The 24,179-nt window shown below is 29.9% G+C and carries 22 protein-coding genes; 19 read left to right on the top strand and 3 right to left on the bottom strand.

Annotated features, from left to right (window positions below; translation table 11 throughout):
• Nucleotides 1-3 precede the first annotated feature (3 nt).
• The 10 genes from ACLUJM_RS07440 to ACLUJM_RS07395 all read left to right on the top strand — a co-directional run bounded on the left by ACLUJM_RS07440 (nucleotide 4) and on the right by ACLUJM_RS07395 (nucleotide 10,264).
• Nucleotides 4-345: a type II toxin-antitoxin system PemK/MazF family toxin gene (locus tag ACLUJM_RS07440; RefSeq protein WP_002835111.1), complete on the top strand. Its 342-nt coding sequence runs from the start codon at nucleotides 4-6 to the stop codon at nucleotides 343-345.
• 71 nt (nucleotides 346-416) lie between these two features.
• A complete protein-coding gene (locus tag ACLUJM_RS07435) occupies nucleotides 417-1,502 on the top strand; it encodes a phage tail protein (RefSeq protein WP_316094975.1) in 1,086 nt (361 codons plus the stop codon).
• 449 nt (nucleotides 1,503-1,951) lie between these two features.
• Nucleotides 1,952-3,481, top strand: coding sequence for a hypothetical protein (locus tag ACLUJM_RS07430; RefSeq protein ID WP_412412559.1), 1,530 nt, complete (start codon nucleotides 1,952-1,954; stop codon nucleotides 3,479-3,481).
• Nucleotides 3,482-3,540: 59 nt separating this feature from the next.
• On the top strand, nucleotides 3,541-5,151 hold the full coding sequence (locus ACLUJM_RS07425) for a hypothetical protein (RefSeq protein WP_412412558.1): 1,611 nt from the start codon (nucleotides 3,541-3,543) through the stop codon (nucleotides 5,149-5,151).
• Between the two features lie 82 nt (nucleotides 5,152-5,233).
• Nucleotides 5,234-5,359, top strand: a complete 126-nt coding sequence (locus ACLUJM_RS07420; RefSeq protein WP_412412557.1) for a hypothetical protein — start codon at nucleotides 5,234-5,236, stop codon at nucleotides 5,357-5,359.
• Between the two features lie 31 nt (nucleotides 5,360-5,390).
• Complete coding sequence (locus tag ACLUJM_RS07415; RefSeq protein WP_412412556.1) at nucleotides 5,391-6,884, top strand: hypothetical protein; 1,494 nt, start codon at nucleotides 5,391-5,393, stop codon at nucleotides 6,882-6,884.
• Nucleotides 6,885-6,966: 82 nt separating this feature from the next.
• Nucleotides 6,967-7,101, top strand: coding sequence for a hypothetical protein (locus tag ACLUJM_RS07410; protein ID WP_412412555.1), 135 nt, complete (start codon nucleotides 6,967-6,969; stop codon nucleotides 7,099-7,101).
• 14 nt (nucleotides 7,102-7,115) lie between these two features.
• The gene (locus ACLUJM_RS07405; RefSeq protein ID WP_412412554.1) at nucleotides 7,116-8,591 is read left to right on the top strand and encodes a peptidase S41; all 1,476 of its coding nucleotides are present in this window, start codon (nucleotides 7,116-7,118) and stop codon (nucleotides 8,589-8,591) included.
• Nucleotides 8,592-8,619: 28 nt separating this feature from the next.
• Nucleotides 8,620-8,784: a hypothetical protein gene (locus ACLUJM_RS07400; protein ID WP_412412553.1), complete on the top strand. Its 165-nt coding sequence runs from the start codon at nucleotides 8,620-8,622 to the stop codon at nucleotides 8,782-8,784.
• Nucleotides 8,774-10,264 (top strand): peptidase S41, encoded by a 1,491-nt coding sequence (locus tag ACLUJM_RS07395; protein WP_412412552.1) that lies wholly within the window; start codon nucleotides 8,774-8,776, stop codon nucleotides 10,262-10,264. Before ACLUJM_RS07400 ends, ACLUJM_RS07395 begins: the two co-directional genes overlap by 11 nt.
• A 79-nt stretch (nucleotides 10,265-10,343) precedes the next feature.
• Here ACLUJM_RS07395 and ACLUJM_RS07390 read toward each other — a convergent pair whose 3' ends face one another.
• Nucleotides 10,344-10,877 carry a 5-formyltetrahydrofolate cyclo-ligase gene (locus ACLUJM_RS07390; RefSeq protein ID WP_278735448.1) on the bottom strand — a complete coding sequence of 178 codons (534 nt, stop codon included), beginning with the start codon at nucleotides 10,875-10,877 and terminating at the stop codon, nucleotides 10,344-10,346.
• A gap of 99 nt (nucleotides 10,878-10,976) precedes the next feature.
• On the opposite strand from ACLUJM_RS07390, the gene ftsE reads away from it, so the two are divergent.
• The 8 genes from ftsE (at nucleotide 10,977) to nrdG (ending at nucleotide 20,524) form a co-directional block, all read left to right on the top strand.
• Nucleotides 10,977-11,660 (top strand): cell division ATP-binding protein FtsE, encoded by a 684-nt coding sequence (gene ftsE / locus ACLUJM_RS07385; protein ID WP_002835102.1) that lies wholly within the window; start codon nucleotides 10,977-10,979, stop codon nucleotides 11,658-11,660.
• On the top strand, nucleotides 11,647-12,540 hold the full coding sequence (gene ftsX / locus ACLUJM_RS07380; RefSeq protein WP_094206029.1) for a permease-like cell division protein FtsX: 894 nt from the start codon (nucleotides 11,647-11,649) through the stop codon (nucleotides 12,538-12,540). Before ftsE ends, ftsX begins: the two co-directional genes overlap by 14 nt.
• 10 nt (nucleotides 12,541-12,550) lie before the next feature.
• Nucleotides 12,551-13,774: a murein hydrolase activator EnvC family protein gene (locus ACLUJM_RS07375; protein ID WP_412412551.1), complete on the top strand. Its 1,224-nt coding sequence runs from the start codon at nucleotides 12,551-12,553 to the stop codon at nucleotides 13,772-13,774.
• Between the two features lie 151 nt (nucleotides 13,775-13,925).
• Nucleotides 13,926-15,377, top strand: a complete 1,452-nt coding sequence (locus ACLUJM_RS07370; protein ID WP_412412550.1) for a peptidase S41 — start codon at nucleotides 13,926-13,928, stop codon at nucleotides 15,375-15,377.
• Nucleotides 15,378-15,519: 142 nt separating this feature from the next.
• Nucleotides 15,520-16,695, top strand: a complete 1,176-nt coding sequence (locus ACLUJM_RS07365; RefSeq protein WP_412412549.1) for a S41 family peptidase — start codon at nucleotides 15,520-15,522, stop codon at nucleotides 16,693-16,695.
• A gap of 8 nt (nucleotides 16,696-16,703) precedes the next feature.
• The gene (locus tag ACLUJM_RS07360; protein WP_227904979.1) at nucleotides 16,704-17,663 is read left to right on the top strand and encodes a polysaccharide deacetylase family protein; all 960 of its coding nucleotides are present in this window, start codon (nucleotides 16,704-16,706) and stop codon (nucleotides 17,661-17,663) included.
• A gap of 237 nt (nucleotides 17,664-17,900) precedes the next feature.
• A complete protein-coding gene (gene nrdD, locus ACLUJM_RS07355; protein ID WP_412412548.1) occupies nucleotides 17,901-20,024 on the top strand; it encodes an anaerobic ribonucleoside-triphosphate reductase in 2,124 nt (707 codons plus the stop codon).
• Entirely contained in the window at nucleotides 20,024-20,524 is a 501-nt protein-coding gene (gene nrdG / locus ACLUJM_RS07350; RefSeq protein ID WP_094208906.1) for an anaerobic ribonucleoside-triphosphate reductase activating protein, read from the top strand. Before nrdD ends, nrdG begins: the two co-directional genes overlap by 1 nt.
• A 48-nt stretch (nucleotides 20,525-20,572) precedes the next feature.
• On the opposite strand, the gene ACLUJM_RS07345 is transcribed toward nrdG, so the two are convergent.
• Together ACLUJM_RS07345 and ACLUJM_RS07340 are read right to left on the bottom strand one after the other, a co-directional pair.
• Entirely contained in the window at nucleotides 20,573-22,258 is a 1,686-nt protein-coding gene (locus ACLUJM_RS07345) for a hypothetical protein (protein ID WP_412412547.1), read from the bottom strand.
• Nucleotides 22,258-23,166: an AAA family ATPase gene (locus ACLUJM_RS07340; RefSeq protein WP_294685818.1), complete on the bottom strand. Its 909-nt coding sequence runs from the start codon at nucleotides 23,164-23,166 to the stop codon at nucleotides 22,258-22,260. Before ACLUJM_RS07340 ends, ACLUJM_RS07345 begins: the two co-directional genes overlap by 1 nt.
• A gap of 79 nt (nucleotides 23,167-23,245) precedes the next feature.
• Here ACLUJM_RS07340 and ACLUJM_RS07335 point away from each other — a divergent pair, with 79 nt between their 5' ends.
• Nucleotides 23,246-24,058: a J domain-containing protein gene (locus ACLUJM_RS07335; RefSeq protein ID WP_154253639.1), complete on the top strand. Its 813-nt coding sequence runs from the start codon at nucleotides 23,246-23,248 to the stop codon at nucleotides 24,056-24,058.
• Nucleotides 24,059-24,179: the final 121 nt, after the last annotated feature.

Genomic DNA, 24,179 nt, shown 5'->3' with positions numbered 1-24,179 from the left:
TTTATGAAGGTAAAAAGAGGAGACATATTTTACGCAGACTTAAGCCCTGTTGTTGGATCTGAGCAGGGTGGTGTAAGACCTGTCGTTGTTGTTCAAAATGATGTGGGAAACAAATACAGTCCAACCGTAGTCATAGCAGCTATTACTTCACAAATAAATAAAGCGAAATTACCAACACACGTGGCAATAGAACGATCCAAGTACGGCTTACCGAAAAATTCAGTTATTTTAGCTGAACAAATAAGAACTATTGATAAAAAAAGGCTTCGTGAAAAAGTAGGTAGCTTTGACGATAGAGTTCTGATAAAGTTGGATGAAGCTTTAAAAATATCTGTGGGTATATAATCTAAACTACATATTTTATAAAAAAGTTATCAAATTTGATTTGGTAGCTTTTTTTGTATATAATTTAAGCTATGGAAAATTACGATATTTTTAGATTAAACAACTTTTTAATATACAAAAAAACAGGAACAGATGGGTTAAGCATCTACGATTGGAACAAGAAGAAATTCGCATTCAAAAACGAAAATAGCGAACAAGAACTTCTTAAAATCAACGACATATACATCAACGACAGAAACAGTGACATCGAATTAATCGATTTAGTTGAGCGTGAACAAGAAAATTCATTTTCTTCAGTTGTGAATTACTACAGCGATATGAGCGAAGTACAACTTCACAAAAAGGCCATACTATATCTCATCAAAGACAAAGATTTTGATATGCTACAAGATTTATTCGACAAAATCGAAGATGATCAATCATATTCGTATCTATTTGTATTCGCAATCAAAAAATTAATACAATATGGAAATAGTCCGTCACTATTAAAAGGCAACATCGAATTGACAGAAGAAAACCAAGAAATAGTCACAACATTATCCATTAGCATGATATCAGATGCGCTATTGAAATATTTTGAATATTTCAAAAAGTTTTTCATCTTCACATCTAATTACGTGTTCACAATAGATGTAAGAACGTATATACTTATGAATTACATGACCAAATTCATAGCAAAATGGAGAGAATTTCTGTACAAATACTCAAAAGTCGACGACAAAGAATCCACATTCAAATTAATCAACGATTATGTAATCATGCTTTCACAAAGCTTGGACAATGATAATTACTCAATTGAAATGGAGAAAGAAATCATATCAGAAACCAAGAAATATTTGAACGAAGAAGATTATACGAATGTGTTCAAAAACTTGTCATCGATACATGATTCGTATTATTTTATACTATTCGTAGAAGAACTTATCAAACAGGACAGAGACAAAACATTTGAAAAAGTATGGGAAATTTATCGAAAGAGATTAAAAAGCACATACAAAGACAAAAAGTACATGAATATTGTCATGGAAATTAAATCATTTGAAGCTAGAAACGATGATTTGTACCAATATTTGAAGAAAAACATAGAAAAAACATTCAAAAAAAGAACAAAGTTATTAGAAATATTACAATTCGTGGATACACTGGATTTTAAATAATAATATTAGAGATTGAACAGAGACATTAAAATGTCTCTGTTTTTTAGTTCATATTATGATTTCCAACAAGAAACTATCTTGTATCGATATAAAAACAAATACTTATAGATTTATCAAATAAATGAAATAAAGTTAGCAAAAGCGGATAATATCTATACTTGTTTATTATGGATAATCTGATTTATAAACAAAAGAACAAAAACTAATCCGTATCAATCTTTATATATAAGAACTTCAAATAAATAAACTGTTGACAAAAAAATCAATTAAATATAATATGAATTAATAGCGAGGATTTTATTTAAATATTATGAAAACGTTACACGATTCGAATAAAAACATTAAAATTCAAAATAAATCTCATTGAAAATAAAATCGACAAGTTAGAAGTCAAATATCAAATAAGTTGCAATATTTATGCTTCATTATCAAAAGGAGTGGAAATTAGCGTGAAAAACAACAAAACAGAAGAACACATCTGTATAAGCTATAAAAAGACAAAATTAATTAGCTTTATTACTAAAACACTACTTAGTTTAATTTTCTTAACTTTTTGCTCAGGATTTACATATTCAGATAATGTGCAAGAAGTACCTGAATATATACGTGAAATTATTACAAAAGAAAATATCAATTTAGAAGACAAAATTACGGTTGATTTGAAAACTAAAATCTCACAAGAAGAATATGAAAAAACAATAAAAGATGTAGAAAACTTTTTGAAAGAAAATCATATAATTTTTAATAATACATCCAGAGAGGAATTTTCAAAAGAATGCGACAAATTTATTAAAGATAAAAAAGAACATACAATAGTAGATACCGTACTAGATTTAAAAGTACTGGCGTCAAGTTTAAAACAAGGACATCTTGGATTTGGGTCAGGATATTTTACTGAAGAATTGCCAGTAGATTTAATTCTGTTAAAAGATGGTTACTACATAAAAATATGCAACAAACAAGACAGTAACATGCTAGGAAGCAAACTTTTAGCAATAAATAATACTCCAATTGAAGAAGTAGAAGAGAAAGTATCAAAATATTTTTTAGGTGAAAACAAGAATATATCCAGATTTTCTGCAATTGAAAACATTAGAATAGTCGATAATTTAAGACGCGAAAATATAGTAAGTGGCAATGAAATAACACTTAAATTAGAAAAAAATGGGAAAATATTTTATAAAAATGTAATTCCTCAAAATTTCAGAAAATGGGAATTTGGGAAATTGGACTCTAAAAATACTGATTTTTATTTTATGAATATAGCTAAGATTGTAAATAGAATGAATAATCAGAATTCTGTTAGCATTAAACCACTTGATGTAATAAATCAAACAGAAAAAAACTTTTATTCTGAAATAAAAAACAAAGATTTAATAATTTATTATAATTCATGTTTTGATAATGCAGAATTTAATATTTTCGATTTTTCGAAAGAGATAAATAAAAAATTATATGAAAGTAAGCCTTCTACAATAGTTGTGGATTTAAGATTCAATGAGGGAGGTAGTGCTTACATTTACCCATATATTTTAAAAGAAATGTCATTGTATCAGATAAAAAATCCCAAGACAAAAATTAAAGTATTGATAAGTAATAATTCATATTCTGCAACAGCACCCGCAACTATGCAAACGATGAGAACAATGGATAATGTTGAAGTAATAGGATCTGATTCGGGATTTACAATTAAAAATACAACGGGCTCTGATAGTATGTTTTATATCAAAAGTCTAAAACTTTATTGTAATTATGGGATAAGAATAGTTAAACAAAATTATGAAAAGGAAGATGTATTTAATCATAATTATAAAAACTATGATTATGAAGGGGATATGCTTACACCGGATTTTCACGCAGAACAGTCATTTGCAGATTACATGATAGGAAATGATCCTGCGATGAATTATGCATTGAGAGATGAAGGAGATAGTTCCTTGTTTGATAAAATAAAGGGATTTCTATATTCTAAAAATTAAAAGGTTTTTATTAGGATAATATTAGCTAAATATAAATTTATTTTAATAGGAGAAAATGAATGAAGTTATTACTAGATGGAAGAAATCCTGGAGTAGAAACAAACAATAACGATGCCGGCAGTATTACTGAATCTAATTGTGGTAATTTAAGTTGCAATTGTTTCGGAATAAATTGTGAAAATTTCAGGATAAAATTGTTTAATGAGAAAATAAATTTTAAAAATAAAATTATTAACCTATTAGTAGTTATCATATTTATCATGACTACTACTGGTTTTAAATACATAGATAAATTTGATGAAGATACTACACGCATGTATATTTCAAATGAGAATATTAATAAGCTAGAAACTGTGGACATAAATCCACAAGATAAGATAGATATAGAAGAATATAAAGAAATCATGAAAGAATTCAGGGATTTTATGGTAGAAAACCATATTTTGTTTGATAATGTTTCAAGAGAAGAATTTAAACGTGAATGTAATAATATTATCAGGAATGCGAATACTAAATCATTATTAGATATGCAGTATGATATGAAATTACTTATGGCAAAGCTTGGACAAGGACATGTACAAGTTATATCCGATTATGAAAATTCATATTCAAATATTATATTAGAGAAATTTCGTGACGGATATTATGTATTTGCAAGTTCGCAAAATGATATTATCGGAAGTAAAGTATTGGAAATAAATGGAATTAATATAGATGAAGTAATTAAACGAATATCTAACTATGTATCTGGTGAAAATGAATCATTTCGTAATAAAGTAGCATGCCAGAATATAATAATGATGAATTTATTGAGAAAAGAAAATATAACAAAAGACCATAATATAAGGTTAACTTTAAAAAAAGACAATAATAAATACAATTATGATATAAAATCAAGTGATTTCCCCAAAATTAAAGTAAACAAAATAGAAATAAATAATAAACAATTCTTTACATTCAATATTGGTGAATTTTATTTTAATAATTTAAAAGATGAATTCATTAAAATCAGACCAATACCAAAAAATAAACCAAAAAATAAATTATATTACAATGAAATTAAAAATAATAGTCTAATAGTGCATTATGATTCAGCACTTGAAAATGAAAACAGCAGTATTTATGAGTTAGAAAAAGATTTTAATGAAAAATTGATTAGCAAAAATCCTAAATGTATAGTTATTGATTTAAGACTAAATGGAGGTGGATCTGATTATCTTTTCGAGAATATAATAATGAAAATAATGCAATATCAATCAAAAAATGGAAATGTAAAGATTAAACTTTTAATAGGAAGGAATTCTTATTCTGCAGCAGGTGATAATGCATTGAGTATATTAAAAGTTTTAGATAATGTAGAAGTTATTGGAGAAAACTCAGGATTTCCTGTGAGAATGGCATCAGGCGCTTTGAATTTATTTTATGTAAAAAGATTTCAAGTATTAGGAACATATTGTCCTAAAGTCTTTAGTAATGATTACATGCTTAGTGATGTATATAACCATAATTATAAGAATTACGATTATATACATAATACAATGACACCAGATTTCCACGCAGAACAGTCATTTGCAGATTACATGATAGGAAATGATCCTGCGACTAATTATGCATTGAGAGATGAAGGAGATAGTTCTTTATTTAATAAAATCAAGTCTATTTTTAATTAATAAATTAAAAAAGGTATTTGGAAAATAACATTAACTAAATATAGATTTACAGAAATAACATATGAAGTTAACGGAGGAAAATATGAAAATTTTAATGGATGGTAGAGATAATCGAGCAGGAACAAATAGTAGTAGTCCTTGTTCAACAGTTAATGGTATTTCTTGTCTAGTCAAAAAAATATTATCCTTGTGGAAACATAATACTTAATTGCTTTTTTCTGGGGGGGGGAATTTTTATTATGGAATTGAAGAAATCAAAAATAAATACAAGTAAAAAAATGTATTTAAAGCTTGTTTTAAGTATAATTTTTATTATACTTACTTCAGGTTTTAATTATGACACTAGTGTGCAAAAAATTCCATCTTATATGCTAGATAAGATGTATTCGATAGATGGAGAATATGGTGAAACTGAGGATATCAATCTTAAAGATGAAATATCCCAACAAGAATATAAGAATACCATAGAAGGAATTGAAAAATTTGTGTTAGATAATCACATATTATTTGATAGAATTTCTAGGCAAGACTTTTCAAAAGAGTGTAAAAAAGCAATCCAAAATGAGAAAGCTCATACAATTATTGATACGCAAATGGAATGTAAAAGACTGATATCTAGTCTGAGACAAGGACATTTTGGAATAAGTAATGATTATTATACAGAAATTTTGCCAATAAGATTTATGAAATTCAAAGATGGATATTACATATACTTTTCTGAAAATAATAAAGAGATAGCAGCAGCAAAAATTTTAGATATTAATGGAGTACCTATACAAAAAGTAATAGAAAAAGTTTCAAAGTATTTTTATGGAGAAAATAAAATCTTCACTGCAACAAACTCAATTCGAGGGATAATGCATTATGATTTTCTAAAAAAAGAAAACATAGTAAATGGTGAAAAAGTCCAATTTAAATTAGAAAATAATGGCAAAATATATTATAAAGAAATCACACCAATAAAAACTGGAAAGTGGAAGTTTAAGAAAATAAAATCAGATTTTAATGAAATATATAAGGATACAGGATTTGAAAATATTCATGAAGTCAAAAAATTAAGTAATATTACTATTAATCCATTAGATAAGATATATATAAGAGAAAAACTATTTTATCTTCAAAATAAAAATGATAGTTTGATAATACATTTTAATTCTTGCACTGAAAATGATAAGTACACTATAGATAAATTTGAAAAAGAGCTAAATGATAATTTAAAAACTAATAAACCTTTGAAAATCGTTATAGATATAAGATTTAATACGGGAGGACACTCTTATGTTTATAGTCCGATATTAAAAGAAATTATGTTATATAAATTACAAAACCCAAAAACAAAAACCAAATTATTGATTGGAAATTTGACATATTCTGCTGGAGGAGAAGCTTGCATCAATACAATGAGAAACATAGATAATATAGAAATAATAGGAACTGATTCAAGCAGTACAATAAATAATACATTTGGAATAAATAATGTGTTTTATATAAGTAGCATTAAAAGCATTTGCAGTTACGGTGATACTTTAATCAGATCTGAATATACCATTGAAGATATATACAATCATAATTACAAAAACTATGACTTCGATGAAAACCTGCTTACTCCAGACTTTCATGCAGAACAGTCATTTGCAGATTACATGATAGGAAATGATCCAGCAATGAATTATGCATTGAGAGATGAAGGAGATAGTTCGCTAATTAATAAGTTGCAGTCTATTATTAATTAATAAAATTAAAAACAGGTAGTTAGAGAACGGCATTCTCTAAAAATAAATTTGGAGAAACGGGATAAAATTCAAGGAGGAAAATATGAAAGTATTAATGAACGGAAGAAATCACGGAGCGGGAACAAGTGGAAGTGGAGTTTGTAGCATTAGCAAAGTTTCTTGTTGGAATAACAAATGCAACTGTTATGGAACTTTAGTATGTGTTCAAGAATTATAATAAAGGTGATGGATATGTTGCAAAGACAGACGTTAAGTAAAAAAATAAAGTTAGTTGTGATTATGATTTTTTTTATAACCACTACTAGTTTTGTTAAGCAGGACGAAATTATAACAAATAGTCAACAGGACTTAATTGATTACATCAACACTAGTAACATTGAAAAATATAATTCTAAAAAAATTGAAGGCATTAAACCAATTAGTTCGCAGAAATACGAGAATCAGGTAAGATGTATAAGAGATTTTATGATAGATAATCATGTTTATTATGAAGCACAAAACATTGATGAAATTACAAATTCGTATAATAAACTATTAAATGATTCACAAAATAAAACTGTTCTGGATCTAAATCTTGATTTAATGAAAGTAATCTCAAAATATAAACAAGGGCATGTTTCTATTCATCCAATTGATATGAAAAAATCTGAAGTTTTTATAGCTGAATTTAATGGGAAATATTATATAGTGGAAGCAAATGAACAATTTAATAACTTACTAGGATCAGAAGTTATAAGCATAAATAATATTAAAATAGAAGATATTGTTGATAGATTAGAAACTTATGCTATTGGAGAAAACAAAAGTTTTAGACGTAGTCATCAAAATTATTTCTTAAATTCTTACGATATTTTGAAAAAAGAAAATCTAATTGCAGAAAAACAGAATATTTATGAATTAAAAACAGCAGATAAAATTATAAAAGTAGATATACCATTTGTTAAGTCAGATGATTTAATAGTAAGTAAATTAAAGGTAAATGGGAAAAAGACTGATATATTACAATATGAAAGAAAAAGAACTAGTAATGAAAAAAATGTTTCAATAAAACCATTATCATATCCTGTAGATGTAAACAGATTACATTATATTGAAATAGAAGGTGACAATTTAATTCTTAGATATAATTCCTGTACTGAAAATGATAATTATAAGATTGAAAAATTCACCAAGGATGTCTGTGACAAATTAGATAGTAACAAATTTTCAAATATAATCATTGATTTAAGATATAACTCCGGAGGAGATTCCTCAAATATCTTCAATATTTTTAGTAAGATGATGGCATATCAGGGAGCAAATCCTAAAACCAAAATAAAAGTTCTTGTAAGCGATGGAACTTACTCTGCTGCAGGAGACTGCGCTTTGCTATTTGTAAAGAATTTTCATAACGTTGAAGTAATTGGTACAGATAGTGGATTTCCAGTATTAACATCTGCTGGAAATGTTAATATGTTTTATACTAAAGATACTTATTTTCAAATATCTTACTGTATGATGGTTTTTAGAGAATACTATGGAAATGTCGATTCGTATTTGTTTAATTATATGAACTTTGATTTTGACAGGAATACAATGTCACCAGACTTTTACGCAGAACAGTCATTTGCAGATTATATGATAGGAAATGATCCTGCGATGAATTATGCATTGAGAGATGAAGGAGACAATTTCTTGATCAATAAAATAAAAAATTTGAAAAAATAATATCAGGAAATATTGAAAGGAGTATTTTATGAAAATCATTAAAGAAAGAAATAGTAGAAACTTAATTAAAATAAAACCAAATTCAAGTTCAGCTTGTATAGTATTGGACGGAGGTGGAAGAGGAGGTATAGATCCAGTATATCCATGTGTTAATCCATACAGAAAAGGGTTACAAATCAAAAATGATAAATAAGATCAAAAAAATGAGCGCTGCTATAATTATAGTTATAGCAGTAGCTTTTTCTAATATTTCATATTCTGACAACGAACTTGATAATATAGAGGTGCTTACATTCTCTGTAGATAGCATGTATGATAAGGGAAACTTGGACACAAACAAGGAAAAGCATAAAAAACTTGGAGAGATTGAATTAAATAGAGTTTTATCAAAAGAAGATTACATAAAAGATGTTAATAATTTTAAAAGCTTTTATATTCATGAACAAGGATATCTGGGCGGATACACAAAAGAACAACTAGATTCGGATATTGATAAATTACTACAAAATCCAACAGAAAATACCGTTGGTGATTTGAATTTGCAACTTGCTAAAATAATATCTAACATGAACGATGGACACACAACTGCTATGTCTTTTTTGGGGACAGAGCGATTCCCGTTCAAAATAAAAATAATTGGCGATGAATTCTACATCATAAACACAACGGAAAAATGCAAGGACTTATTGTATTCAAAAATCGTAAGCATTGAAGGTGTAAAATCATCTGAAATATTGAAAATAGTGTGCAAATACATTTCTGCAGAGAATGAAACTGGAAGGAAAAATATTTTACATCGTAGTTATATGTTATACACTGATTTACTTAAAAAAGAAAATATAATAAAAGGAGATAAAGTACATTTCCAAATTTTACAAAATGGAAAAATCGTTGATAAAACTGTAGATACTATAAACACTGATAATGTTGGAATATACAAAAGTTACTACGATGATGAAAGCTACAATCAAATAATGTACGATATTAGTGAATTAAAATGGGATGTATATACAAATTGGGAAAAAGAACAATTCACAAAAAATAAACCATTTTACTTCTATAAATCAAACAGAAATTTAGTAATTAAATATAATTATACTTACGATATCAATAAATATAACGTATTAAAAGATATGATAACTAAAATGCAAAATGAAATACAAGCAAAAGATATTGACAACATCATATTAGACATCAGATATAATGGTGGTGGCATGTTTACACACGCAAGAGAATTAGAGTTTGCAATAATGCAATATCAATTATTAAATCCAAAAATCAATATCAAAGTGTTAACTGGTGAAGAAACTTTTTCAGCAGGAATAAGAATGATAGATAGTGTAAAAAGAAACTTAGAAAATGTACAGATGATTGGAACAAATACTGCGGGAGCTTCGAATCATAATATGTCTGGAGGAAATATTGTATATCTCGGGAAAAGCAGACTATTCATATACACATCAGGAGAAATGAGAAGATATGATTATACTTACAAAGATGTTATACACTCTTCGAATTTAAACAAAGGCGATGGATCAACGTGGTATCCTGATATGTTTATCGAAAACCAAATCGAAGATTACGCAGTTGGCAATGACAAGGTTATGAATTATGTGCTGAGAGATGAAGGAAACAATTCTTTGTTTGATAGAATAAAGGGAATATTTAATTAGATATTTCTAGGAATATGAGAAGATTCAAAGACCACATGAATTGAAATTCAATTTTGTGGTCTTTTTTGATTGTGTGTATTTATTTTTGGATTATTAATTTGTCTACTGGTCTGTCGAATTCTTCTGGATTTAAATCATCGACTAATTGAAAATCGTAGACTATGGATACTTTATACGAATCTTCGCCGATTTTGTCGATGAATCTATCGTAGAATCCTCCGCCGTAGCCGATTCTGTATTTGTTTTTGTCAAAGCATAGTCCAGGTACTAGCATGAAATCAAATTTAACGTCTGATTCAACTGGATTTTTAGGTTCTAGGATTCCGTAAGCTCCAGGAGCCAAATCGTCCATGCTTTTGATTTCTACTGCAATCATGTGTCCTTTTGATTTTACATAGGGAACGTACACTTTTTTTCCTTGTTCCAACAAATCTTTTATAAGCTTATGAGTGTTAAACTCAGATCCAAAGCTTACATACACAAAAAAGTTTTCGGAATTTTTGAATTCTTTTAAGTTTTCCAATTCCTTTAAGAGTTCATCGTCGACTTTTTGCTTATCAGAGATGGAGTCTCTTTGTTTTAACATTTGTTTTCTAATTTCTTTTTTGTTCATTTTCATCACCTAAAATATATATACCCTAAAAAGATTTAAATATCCAGTTGTTTAAAAATTTAAAAAGACTGTGATATAATTAGGTTTACGAGGTGAAAAATGTTAGAATTCGTTCATGTCGATAAGACATATAAAAATAAAGTGTGCGCACTAAACGATTGCAATTTTAAAATTGAACAAGGTGAATTTGTTTTTTTGATTGGGCCAAGTGGTGCGGGCAAATCAACTATTACTAAACTTATACTTAAAGAAATAAATCCAGATAGGGGTAAGATTTACCTTTACGGTGAAGACATAACTAGATTAAAAGCACGAAAGGTTCCTAAATTAAGACAAAGTATAGGAATGGTGTTCCAAGATTTTAAATTATTGGAGAATAAGACTGTGTACCAAAACATAAAATACGTTATGCAAATTTTGGGGAAAAGCTCTTCAGAAATAAAATCTACGATTGATACTGTGCTTGATTTGGTAAATTTGAAAGACAAAAAGAATGCATATCCTCACGAATTATCCGGCGGGGAAATGCAAAGAGTGTGCATTGCACGTTCAATGGTTAATAAACCAAAACTACTTATTGCAGACGAACCTACGGGGAATTTGGATCCAGTGACTAGTATGGACATTGCCAATGCGTTGGTTAGAATTAATGAACGTGGCACGACTGTTTTGATGATAACTCACGAGAAAGATATTGTGAACAAATTACAAAAAAGAGTAATTCAATTGGACAAAGGAATTATTGTTAGAGATGAAGAAGGTGGAATGTATGAGAAGAATTAGAGTTATGATATCCACTTTGAAGGAAGGATTTGTAGGTATTTGGAAAAACAGATCGATGGGACTTGCATCTTTGACGACGATATCTCTGGCGCTTTTGATTTTGGGATCTGTAATTATATCTATGTTGACGATGAATCAAGCTGTAAAAGACATAGAAGGAAAAGTTAATCTTGTAAATGTGTACTTGGAAAATGGAATTCAAGAGGACAAGACGAAAAAGATTGAACAGTTTATCAAACAAAAAGATGGAATTAAGGATTTGAAGTATGTTTCCAACAAACAAGCTATGGAGAATTTCTCCAAGTCTTTAGATGATAAAACTCTGATAGAAGGTATGGAATCAGCTTTTCCTGCATCATTTGAAGTTACATTGAAGGATGTAAACGATGCTGAAAAATACGTTAGAGAATTTCAAAAAATAGATGGAGTTGAAAAGGTAAGCTTTTACAAGGATTTAATTGCAAAAATCTCAAATGCATCTAGAATTGTAAAATACGCTGGATCAATCGTTGTTGCAATATTAGTGATGATTTCAATAATAAATATTTCAAATACGATTAGATTAACTGTGTATGCCAGAAGAAAAGAAATTGCCATTAAGAAAAATATTGGTGCATCGAATTTGGTAATATCTGCACCGCTTGTTGTTGAGGGAATATTTTTCGGAATAATTGGCGCTGTGGTTGCGTTTTTGGCTTGTTATTACCTGTACAGATATGGGTATTTGAGGTATAATAAGACTGTGTATGGATTGATATCAACATATTTGGTTCCACCAGTGATGATTAGGTGGGATTTGTTGAAGATTTTTATCAGTCTAGGTATCGGAATTGGGGCATTCGGTTCCGTATTAAGTAGCAAAAAATATCTCAAAATATAAGGAAGGAATTATGAAGAAGAAAATTGTCGCATTAGCCTTGTGCATGATGCTTATGACTAATGCAGTGTATGCAGACAAATTAACCGAATTAAATAACGAAAAAAAAGCAAAAACTTCGGATTTAAACGAATCTAAATCCAACCTAAATAAATTAAAAGATGACAAAGACGCTGAGTTGGAAAAGTTGAAAAACATCAACTTAAAATTAACTCAAACTCAGTCAGAACTTGCTATTCAACAACAAGAATTGGCGAAAATTAATAAATCAATAGATGACACTAAAAAAGAAATCGAAAATTACAAATCTAGTATCAGCCAAAAAACAAAAGAATTTCAAAAAAGATTAAAAGGAATGTACATATCAAAAGACGGCGCAAAGGTCGATGTGCTTTTCGGATCTGGAAATTTGAATGATTTATTGAACAACGTAAGTTTGATGAATTACATTGCTAGATTTGACAAAAATCTATTGAATGATTTGAAACACGAAAAAATCTCATTAGATTACAAACAAGACGAACTAAAATCCAAGATGCAAACAATGGAAATTGTAAAAAAGAATTTGGAATTAAAAGTCGTAGCATTAAATGATACATTGGCAGAACAACAAAAATTAATCGACGATATATCTAAAAATGTAACCATGACTGAATCAGAAATATCTTCATTAATTAAAGAGCTTGAAAAAATTGACGGCAAAATCGACCAAGAAAAAAAGGCGATATTACAAGCAAAATTACTTGCCGCACAAAGAGCTCAAGCTGAAAGAAGAAGACGTGAAATGGCGCAAAGAAATAAAGCCATCAACACAAACATTTCAGCACCAGTCATCAATAACGATGGAGCATACTTACAATGGCCTGTACCATCATCTCACAGAATGACTTCTTTTTATGGATGGAGAAGCGATCCATTCGGAAGAGGATCAGGATTCCACACAGGACTTGATATTGCAGCGCCAATGGGAACACAAATCGTATCTGCAGAAGATGGAGTTGTAGTTCACGTTGGATGGAGCGGTGGCTACGGAAATCTTGTAAAAGTTCAACACGATAATGGAGCTTTGACTTATTATGGACACTTGAGTGGATTTAATTGTAGCGTAGGTCAAAGAGTAAAACGTGGACAACTAATTGCATATATGGGATCAACTGGATATTCAACAGGACCTCATCTTCATTTTGAAGTTAGATTCAATGGTCAACACACTGATCCCCTTAACTATTTAAGATAATTATGAAACTAAGTTAGCAATAACTTAGTTTTTTTTTATTGCAGAATTTTCCCGATGTTTTCAGAAATAAATAACTAAATATTTGACAAATATGCTCTTTGTTTGTAATATGAGTTTATAGAAAACGATTGACAATAAATAAGAGGGAAAAATGAAAAAAACAAAGAGAAGTCAAAAAATAATTTTATTCTTACTAACGTGCATTCTTGCATTAAATACACAAACACGAGGATTTGCAAAGAATGAATTGGATAATGAAATTCTTACAATACCAATAGAACTTAATTTAAATTTAGAAGAGCACAATCTTGATGATTTAAGAGTTAAACAATTGGGAAAAATTGAATTAAACAGAGTACTTACGAAATCTGAGTATGAAAAAGATATGAAAAATTTTATAAATTATTATTTGGAATGGCAAGCTTATTTAGGAAATTCTACAAGAGAAGAAATAGAAAAACTTGGTGAAGAGCTATTGAAAACATCGGACAATAAAACGGTTTCTGATTTAAACTTAGATTTTGCAAAATTAATTGCAAACACTAATGATGGACATACTTCAGCTATGTATGGAATAGGGAAAAGCTGTATGCCAATTAAGATTAGAATTATAAATGGAGATTATTACATAATTAATACAACACCTGAATACGAAGATTTATTATACTCTAAGATAATAAAATTTGCCGATATTGATACCAAGGACATAACAGAAAGATTATACAAATACACTTCAGCAGAAAATAAATATTTCAAAAATACGATAATAAAAGATTTTTATTTATATTATGGAGATGCACTAGAAAAAGAAAATATAATTAAAAATGGAGAAGTAAAATTACAAATAGAAACTGATGGCAAAAAGCTTAATAAAAAAATCAAAATGATAGATTTGCCAGATTTTAAAATAAACAAATATAGTTATGAAAATACAGATTTTTCTCAAATCTTATATGATATGACAGATATCACAAAAAATAAATTCACAAAAAATGACAAGATGAGATACATGAAAATGAAACCATTTTATTATTATATTAATGATACTAACTTAATCATACAATACAACAATTGTTATAATACCGATAAAAATAACATCTTGGAAAATATGATAGAAAAAATGGATAAAGATGTTTCACAAAATAATATAGAAAAAATAATTGTAGATGTAAGATACAACACAGGTGGTTGGCCAACACATGCAAGGGAACTTGAATTGGCACTGAAAAGATATCAACTATTGAATCCTAAATTGGAAATAAAATTATTAACTGGATCAGAAAATTACTCTGCTGGATCCTTTTTCGTAGACGGAGTTAAGAGAAATCTTGATAATCTTCAGATAATTGGGGAAAATACTGGAGGACCTTCTGGTTGGACGACAGAATCGTCAAGTATTATGTATTTAGGAAGTAGTAAATTATTTGTAAAAAAATCTAGTGGAGTCACAAGGTACGATTATACATTAGATGACGTAGTACACTGTTCCAATCTTAATAAAAGAGATGGATCAACGTGGTATCCAGATATGTTTATCGAAAATCAAATCCAAGATTATGCTATTGGAAATGACAGGGTTATGAATTACGCTATTAACAATTAAATAATGTAATTAATATCTTCTTTTATTTATTAAGAGGGGATATTTTTTATTAAAAACCAAATAATCTTAGACAAATTGTAACTCAATTTTAATACAAAAAATCGTTAATCTGTTATACTATATATTAGTTAAGAGGTGATTTATGAAGACATTAAAAAAAGTTTTTATCGGATTGGGACTTTGCTTATTGGTCTATCTAAGTTTTTCTGTAGGAAATGCTACAGGAAAAAGAACTGCGATTGCGAATGAAAATGGTATTCCACTAGCGAAGATCAATAAGATTGAAAACTTAATTGACCAATATTATCTTTTTGATATAGACAAGAACAAGCAACAAGAAGGGGCTGTCGAAGGGTATGTAAAGGCTTTGGGAGATCCTTATTCTGAGTTTTTGACTAAGGAAGAGATGGATAGTTTGAATCAACAAACTGAGGGAGAATATGCAGGTGTTGGAATTGTGGTTACTCCTTCTGAAACTGGTGCTATAACTGTTGTTAGTGCTATCAAAGGTAGTCCAGCTTTTGAAAAAGGCATCAAAAAAGATGATATTATACTTAAAATTAACGGCAAGGATTACAATGCATCACAAATGAATGATGCAGTGAAGGTTATGAAAGGTAAGCCTAATACAGATGTTAAGCTTACTATTGCCAGAATGGAGAACAAAACTAGTAAGATTTTCGATGTAAATATCACACGTCGTATGATTAGTCTGACTACTGTTAATTCTCAAAAAATTGGAGACATAGGATATATCAATATAACTCAATTTGACAGGAAAACTGATAAGGAATTTATCGAACAATACGAAAATTTGAAAAAGCAAAATGTGAAATCAATTGTTTTGGATTTGCGTAACAACCCTGGTGGTTTGTTGGATTCTACGGTTAAAATAGCAGACTATCTTCTTCCACAAGGAGTAATAGTTAAGACTGTGGATAAGAATAAAAAAGAAGATGTTCAAAAGAGTGATTCTTCGGAACAAAATCTACCAATGGTAGTTCTTGTGAATGGTTCAAGTGCTTCTGCATCTGAAATTTTGACGGGGGCTTTGAAGGATTACAAGAAGGCTACGGTTGTCGGAGAAAAAACATTTGGAAAGGGTATCGTTCAAACGATTATTCCGATGGAAAAAGGCGAAGGATTGAAGCTTACTATTAGCGAGTATTTTTCACCAAATGGCAATAAAATTCACAAGCAAGGTGTTAAACCAGATGTTGAAATCAAATTAGATGAAAAAGCTAAGGGTATCGGAGTTGAGTTTATGAATGAAGATAACCAACTTCAAAAAGCTTTGGAGATTTTAAATAAGAAATAGGAGAAATTATGAGAGAAGAAAGAGAAGCGAGAAGAAAACGCAAGAGAAGAAAGAAAATTATCAACTCAATAGTTCTTTTGGTTTTTGTATTGGCTGTGGGAAGTTTTGTTGCAGTAAAAGTAGCCAACAGCGAACAAAGTCTTAATCCAAAAGTAGCTGAGAATTCTTCTAAGAAATCGAACAAAAAAAACGCAGAGAAAAAAGAAGAGCCAAAACCAGATCCGAATAAATTAATGAAGGGTTCAAATCATATTTTAAAAGCAGATTCGTATGCTTATGATGCCAAAACAATTAGTCAATTTATTAGACCAACAAAATCTGAGGGATATGTTAAAAACACTGACAACAAAAAAATTTGTTTCTTGACTTTTGATGATGGTCCAAATCACAGCATAACTCCACAAGTTTTGGATGTATTAAAGAAAGAAAATGTTCCTGCTACATTTTTTGTAGTTGGTAAACATGTTTCACAAGATACAAAAGATATTTTGGAACGCCAATTAAATGAAGGTCACGCAATTGCTCTTCACTCTTTTGAACACGATTATTCAAAATTATATCCAGGAAGAGTTGCAAACGCTGATAGAATTAAAAAAGAAGCTGAAATGGCACAAAAAGCATTACAAGATGTGCTTGGTCCTGATTTTAAAACGAGTGTGTGGAGATATCCGGGCGGACACATGAGTTGGCAACAATTAAAGCCAGGCGATGATGCATTAGAATCTTTGGGCATTCACTGGATAGATTGGAACAGTTTAGTTGGAGATGCTGAACCAAAAAGCAGAAGACCAACGACAGTAGAAGGTATGGTTGAATTTGCAAATACTTCATTAACTTATCAAGCTGAGCAAGATTTAGTTGTAGTTTTGTGTCACGATGCACCAGGAAAACAACTAACTGTTGATTCACTTTCAGCAATTATTAAAAATTTTAAAGATAAGGGATATGAATTTGGAATTTTAAAATAATTTTAAAATTATAAATATTAGCTTAAATTTGCCACAATTAAATTATTATGCAGAGCACCTTTTTGATAAGGTGCTTTTTTAATGTTTTAAATCCTACTAACTATATATAGTATGAATAAAAATCAAAAACCCACATATTGATACTATCTGTAGTATTTGATATAATAAAGCAGTATTAGGAAATAGTAAAAAAATGATTTAATCTTATAAAAAAAGGAAAGAGAAGAGGGATTGCAAATGCTAACTGTAGAAAAAAGAGACGGGCGACAAGTTGAATTTGATGCTAAAAAAATTGTCGTTGCGATAGAAAAAGCTATGAATAGTAGTACAGGAATTTACGAGGAAAATTTGGCTGAAAAAATCGCCAAAGAAATTGAAGGATATGCCAAAACGATTGGAAAAGTTTTGAGTATTACTGATATCGAAGACCAAGTGTATTATAAGTTAATTCAGTACAACAATCCCGCTACGGCAAGAGCATATGAAAACTATAAAGCCGTACAAAAATATAAAAGAGAAACTAACACTACTGATGAAAGTATAATCGGTTTATTGGAAGAAAGTAACAAGGATTTGTTAGAAGAAAACTCCAACAAAAATGCAGTGATAGCTTCTACTCAAAGAGATTTAATAGCTGGTGAAGTTAGTAAGGATATTGCTAGAAGAAAGCTTATTCCTCAAGATTTGCTTCAAGCTCACGATGAAGGAGCAATTCACCTTCACGATATGGATTACATAATTCAACCAATGTTTAACTGTTGCCTTGTAAATATGAAAGATATGCTTGATAAGGGAACAGTTGTAAACGGCAAATTAATAGAATCGCCAAAATCATTCCAAGTTGCTTGTAATGTAATGACTCAAATAATCGCACAAATAGCAAGTAATCAATACGGTGGTCAAAGTATCGATATTAGATGTTTGTCAAAGTATTTGAGAAAATCTTACGAAAAGAATTTGAATTTGTGCATTGAAACTCTTGGAGACATCGACATGGCTGAAAAAATGGCAGATAAGATGACTCAAAAAGACTTGGAATCAGGAATTCAAACAATCCAATATCAAATCAATACATTGATGACTTCCAATGGACAAGCTCCATTTGTGACTTTGTTTATGTTTATTGAAGATCACGATGAATACAAGGAAGAAACTGCAAAGATAATAGAAGAAATTTTGAAGCAAAGAATTCAAGGAATTAAAAATGAAGCAGGAGTGTATGTTACACCAGCATTCCCTAAATTAATTTACGTTTTGGATGAGAACAACATTCACAAGGACAGCAAATTTTATCATTTGACTTCACTTGCAATTCGTTGCACAGCTAAGAGAATGTACCCTGATTACATTTCGGCTAAGAAAATGAGAGAAAACTACGAAGGAAATGTGTTCAGTCCAATGGGATGCAGAGCATTCTTGTCACCATGGAAAGATGAACGTGGAAATTATCAATTCGAAGGAAGATTTAATATCGGTGTGGTTACGATTAATTTGCCACAAATAGGGATTTTGGCTGATGGAGATGAAGACAAATTCTTCGAAATATTAGACAAAAGATTGGAAATGTGCAAACGTGCAGGATTATTACGCTACGATTTACTAAAAGATGTCACTAGTGATTCGTCACCAATTCATTGGCAACACGGAGCTATCGCGAGACTTAAACCACACACACCAATCAAAGATTTGTTGATAGGAGGATATGCGACTGTGACTTTGGGTTACATTGGAATTTACGAAGCAACGCTACTAACAATTGGTGAAAGCCACACAAATCCAAAAGGCAAAGAATTTGCAATGAAAATAATGGATATCATGAATGAAAAAATAAAACAATGGAAAAAGGAAACTAATCTAGGATTTGCATTGTATGGAACTCCAGCAGAAAGTTTAACTCACAGATTTAATAGTATCGACAGGGAAAGATTCGGAGTAATCGAAAATATCACAGATAAAGGTTACTACACAAATTCATTCCACGTTGATGTAAGAGAAGAAATATCTGCTTTTGAAAAGTTCTCATTTGAATCGAAATTCCAAGATAAATCATCAGGAGGATGTATTTCTTATGTAGAAATTCCAAACATGAGCAAGAATTTGAAAGCTTTGGAAACTCTTGTCAAATACATTTACGATAATATTCAATACGCAGAATTCAACACAAAAAGCGACTATTGTCAAAACTGCGGTTTCGATGGAGAAATTACAATCAACGAAGATGGTGATTGGCAATGCCCACAATGTGGAAACAAAGACCATGCTACGATGAATGTTGTTAGAAGAACTTGTGGATATCTTGGAGAAAACTTCTGGAATGAAGGAAGAACAAAAGAAATCAAAGATAGGGTATTACACATTTAATGAATTACGCACAGATCAGACAATACGATGTGGCAAACGGCCCTGGAATTAGATGCACGTTTTTTGTAACAGGATGTAGCCTCAACTGCAAGAATTGTTTTAACAAAGAATACCAAGATCCCAATTTTGGAGAAAAATGGACCGATACGCAAACAAATCAAGTAATAGATTATTTGAACCAAGAAGAAATTGATGGACTCACAATTTTAGGTGGAGAACCATTCGAATCATGCGATGATTTGATAGAAATTGTGGGCAAAATAAGAGAAAATACGAACAAAAGTATCTGGATTTTTTCGGGATACACTTACGAAACACTTTCTCAAAAACAAAACTGCAAAAAACTATTGGACATGTGCGATGTACTTGTTGATGGAAGATTCGTAGAAGAATTAAAAGATTTGAGATTGAAGTTTCGTGGATCTTCAAATCAAAGATTGATTGATTTGAACAAGACCACAATGGATGACATCATATTAGTTGATGAAAATAAATTATAAATAAACCGTTAGAATCAGCTGGTTCTAACGGTTTCGTTTTGCAATTAATTACATATTAGATATTATATTTTTGATAAATGAGCCGACGGTTTTGCTAAACATTTCAGGAGATTTAATGTAGCAGAAATCATTGGTGAAGATTTCCTTCTCAAAAGTCAAATCGTCTTGTGATCCAGTGAACACACCTAGTAATTTTATTTTTTGCATTCTAGTCAAGAATACTTCTTTTGCGCTGTCTTTTACTGCCAATTCTCCGACATAATCTTCTGCTTTAAATCTGGTTTTGCCAACAAAATTGAGATTTACGATATTGTTGGGCTTACCATCTGTTAGCATTATCAAAAGTTTGGACTCCATTTGCTCCGTCATAATATTTCTCATAAATTTGAGTGCCAATCCGTCTCTGTTTGAGCCTTCTGGATGATAATGAAAAATATTTTTGCAGTTCTGTTCGTCGTAGTCTTTGAATTTTGTAATTATCAAATAATCGTACATATTTTGAAAACCAAGTACACGAACTTTTATGGACAAATCACTTAATGCTTTCGCTATAACATAAGCTTGTGCTGCTATAATTTCCTTCTTCTCACTTTGACTCGCAGACATATCCAACAATAAATCAACAGACATTGGACTGTTTTCGTTTTTGTAGATTTTGTTAAAAATTTTATTGTCGTTTAGTTTGGTGTGACGCCATGCTCTTTTGATATCGATAGTTCCGAACGTCGACCTTCTAACATCATCATCTTCATTTTTGAGAAGAGCAAGTTTCAGCATTTCACTTAAAACATTGACTTGGCGATTGTAAATGAGGATATTTTTCTCGAAATGTTTAATATTCTCATTGTAAGATTCTACCAAAAGATTCGTTCTGTAGTTTTCAATTCTAGTAGAATTGGCATTCACTATGTGAAAATTTATATCAGAATGAATATCGGTAGACAGTTTATTTTTCAAAGAATTCAAGATAGATTGATCAACGATACTTTTTCCGTACAATCTTTCGATATTTTGATGAACATCCTTAGTACGGGAAGTTTTTTGAGTGGAAGAGTCGTTGTCGACATCCTCATCTTCCAATAATTTGTACAAATCTTCAGTAAATTCTTGTGATCCAATGGAATATTTTTCAAGTTGAGATACATTTTCTTGTTTTGTTATAATTTTCTGATTAGTTTTCTGGATAACTGGTTTGACTTCTTTTTTTATCTTTTCGAAATTATCATTATTGCGAGTATCTTTATATGAGTAGAAATATTTATTTATAATCTCAATCAAAAGGTTTATAAGAGACAAGCTATCATTGCACTTTGTTTTAGTCAACATCAAGATTTCTCTGATGGATTTTGTAGTTGTCCAGGGCTTATCAGTGTAATGATATTTTTCCAATTCTTCAGAAATTTTTCTAGGATTGGACCTATAATACTTGTCAGAATAGTATAATTTCTGTAACCTGTCAAAATCCTCAAGCCCATTTCTTTCATTTAACATTTTTTCTTTTAGATTGTTATCTAAAATTATCATCAAAATCGTAAAAATATCCGTTTTATTTGACACATTATCAATTATTTTCATAACGGAATTCATATCGTAGAATCTGTGGGCAAATCCAAAAAGCGCAGTCTGAAAAATCTCTGAATTGACATTTTCTTTTGTAATAAAATCTAAATTAGGGTTAATGTTGTAATCTTCACTCAACAACCAAAATAGATTTTTGGACCTTGAATCTTCCATTATTCAAATATCTCTTCCGGTTTTAAATCGTCCTTAAATATAGTATCGATAATATCTTGCACGATTGTTTTTTCAAATTCATCAAATGTTTTGTTCACTATACCAAGTTTGAGACTGGATTTTACGCTCAAACCTCTTTTCATAGCATGAATTGAAGACAATAAACCCCTCAAATCTATACATCTTCCAGAAATTTCAGAATTCAAACTTTTTTCTTGTAAATCCATGAAAAATTTCACGAACATTTTTTGTGCAGTGTCTGTCAATGAAAACTCTTCTGAAAGTATTTTGTTCAGAGTTTTTTCGTCTGTTTTTGGCATATCTATCACGAAAAATCTGGATAACAACGCCTCATTGATTTCACGAGTACCAGCGTATCCGTAATTCATTGTAGCTAAGAATCTTGTTTTATCGTGGATGTCTACTTTTTCAAAACCGGGAATGTCGATAATTCTACGGTAATCCAACACGGAGTGCATAATCGCAACAGAGTCGTTTTTTGCCATATTAATCTCATCAAAAACACAGAAACCACCATTTAATGAAGATTCAAGTACAGGACCAGCTCTGAAAATAACCTCATCGTTTTTCAAAGTATCCATTCCAATCAAACTTTCTGAATCCGTGTTCACATGAAAAGAAATATTCCATTGTGGTCTTTGGAAAATATACGCCAAATTATCGCATAAAATATTCTTTCCAGTAGCCTTAGGGCCAACTAATAACAAATTGTTAGATTCTAAAATGCTAGTTATAGCCATTTCCAAAACTTCTTTTCCATAATAATTAAATCGTGGTTTGGGAATTCTAGATTTGAATTTATCATCTACATCATTATTCTTCAAAAACTTTTCTACATCTTTTATTAAATTTTTATTTATATTTTGTGATTCAAGTAAATTAATCATATTACCTCTTTCATTATTCATCTAATTGTGACATTAGTATGATATAATAAATTAAAAGAAATTGGAAGTAGGTGAATAAATGAAGAAAGCATGGGGAGGTTTCGTAAAAGGATTTGCGAAATTTTTAGATGGATTTTTCGGATTTTTAATAGCATTTATAGAAACATTGGTTAATTTAACTGTGGGATTTAGGTATGTACTAGGATCCATATTATCCTTCGGTTGTATATTTATTTTGTTCTTTCCTTATATATTTTTCAAATACAAATGGATTACATTTACGGTTTTGTTCATAACGATATTTCCGATTCTAGGCAAAGGATTTGTAAATTATCTAAAATATGTAAAATATTCTATGGTTGAATTCTTACTTGGATACGGGGATTATTATCTCAATAATTCACAAACAAAATACACTTCTTATTCTGATTACAAGAAAAAATACATCTTCAACAAACAAGAAGAAGAAAGAAAAGCGCGTGAAGAACGACAAAGACGTGAACAAGAAGAATGGACTAGAAGATTTAACGAATGGTTCAATCAAAATGGATTTGACTTTAATGATTTTGGATATTATCAACAACAAGGTCAATACGGTGGATACAACCAAGGTTACGGACAACAAGGGTATGGATATCAAAATCAATACCAAAATCCAGTGGACGATTTTGTAAAAACTTATGAACAACACTGCGATACATTAGGAGTGGGATATAACGCAGACAAGTACGAAATAAAATTGAATTACAGAAAACTTGCCAAGAAATATCACCCTGATATAAACAAGGCAGCTGATGCAACTGCGAAGTTCCAAGAAGTCAACAACGCATACGACTTTTTGTCCAATGAGCAAAACATTGAAAGATATAACAGAATCAAAAACAAAAAATAGTATATTGCTGGGAGATTATTCTCCCAGTTTTTTATTGCAGATAATTTATCATAACAAGTGCAACACAAAATAACTCATAGCTAATCAGCTGTGTTAATATGTAAGTGACCAAACAAAACAT

This window comes from Finegoldia sp. (genome assembly GCF_046991905.1).
In the GTDB taxonomy this organism is placed as follows: Bacteria; Bacillota; Clostridia; order Tissierellales; family Peptoniphilaceae; genus Finegoldia.
The sequence above is the reverse complement of the archived record's forward strand: the minus strand, read 5'-3'. Positions and strand labels throughout refer to the sequence as shown.